We start from the raw sequence: 1,382 nt of genomic DNA on the forward strand, positions 1-1,382 counted from the left end.
AAGGTTGCCGTTCTTGTAAACGTAACCGTTTCAACTTTGTCATCGGAAGCTTTGCTGCCATCAGCATAGACGTAGTGAATCGTTCTGGTAATGTTCTTAGTCAGGTCATTTACACCAGTTCCATTAGGATAATGAGGTCCATCTGGATTATTTGGATCCACTGATTGTCCTGGGTTGCCAGGGTTGTCCGGCGTAACCGTCTTTGTCTTATGTTTAAAGATAACTTTGAAAGTTGGGTTGTCGGTATTAAATTCATACCCATTTGGATAACCGTCAGTGACTAACTCGTAACCCTGACTTTCTAAATCAGCAATTTCAGCTTTAGTAGAGTAATCCGACTTAGAACCAAACTTACCGTTTAAGCTATCAGTTTTAATAACTCGGTTGCCGTCGTCTTGGTCAATGTATTGAACACGAGCCTGTTCTTCATTGGCATTGTAGGTAACGGTTACAGATCCGTCTGGCGTGTCGGCTGTGGCAGTTTCGGAACCAACACTTGCTTTATCTGGAGTGTAGCCCGTGATTGCTGGAGAATCAATTGAGCTAAAGACAGCGTTCGTTGAAGTCCAGGCACTGTACGTTAACTTGCCAGTTACTTCGTCAAAGGTGGCCGTTCTGGTGAAAGTAACGGTTTCTACTTGATCATCAGCGGCTTTACTGCCATCGGCATAAACATAGTGAACGGTTCTTGTAATGTTCTTAGTCAAGTCATTTACGCCAGTTCCATCAGGATACTTTGGTCCAGTTGGGTTATTTGGATCAACTGGTTGACCTGGTTGTCCCGGATTATCTGGCGTAACCGTCTTCATCTTGTGTTTCAAAACAACGGTAAAGGTTGGATTGTCAGTGTTGAAAGTAAAGCCATCAGCAGGGTATCCGTCGGATACCAACTCGTAGCCCTTAGCTTCTAAAGTGGCAATTTCATTTTTGGTTGAGTAACCAGATTTACTACCAAACTTACCAGTTAAGTCATCAGTATGAAGAACGGCATCACCGTTATCTTCGTCAACATAGTTAACTACGGCTTTTTGTTCGTTTGCATTGTACGTAACGGTAACACTTCCGTCAGGTGTGTCAGCTGTGGCAGTTTCAGAACTAACACTAGTCTTATCAGGGGTGTAGCCCGTGATTGCTGGAGAATCAACTTGTCCAAAGACAGCGTTCGTTGAAGTCCAGTTACTGTAAGTTAACTTGCCAGTTACTTCGTCAAAGGTGGCCGTTCTGTTGAAAGTAACGGTTTCTACTTTGTCATCTGCGGCTTTACTACCATCAGCGTAAACGTAGTGGATAGTTCTCGTAATTGACTTGGTTAAGTTATCTTTACTAGTTCCATCAGGATATTTTGGTCCCGTTGGGTTATTTGGATCAATTGGTTGTCCTGG

Annotated in this window: 1 protein-coding gene; it reads right to left on the bottom strand. The window is 43.3% G+C overall.

The window, feature by feature from the left end; all coding sequences use genetic code 11:
- On the bottom strand, positions 1-1,382 hold a 1,382-nt coding region (locus AC6UD0_RS07205), incomplete at both ends, for a mucin-binding protein (RefSeq protein WP_500708674.1).

This window comes from Fructilactobacillus sp. X7R9C1 (assembly GCF_059901005.1).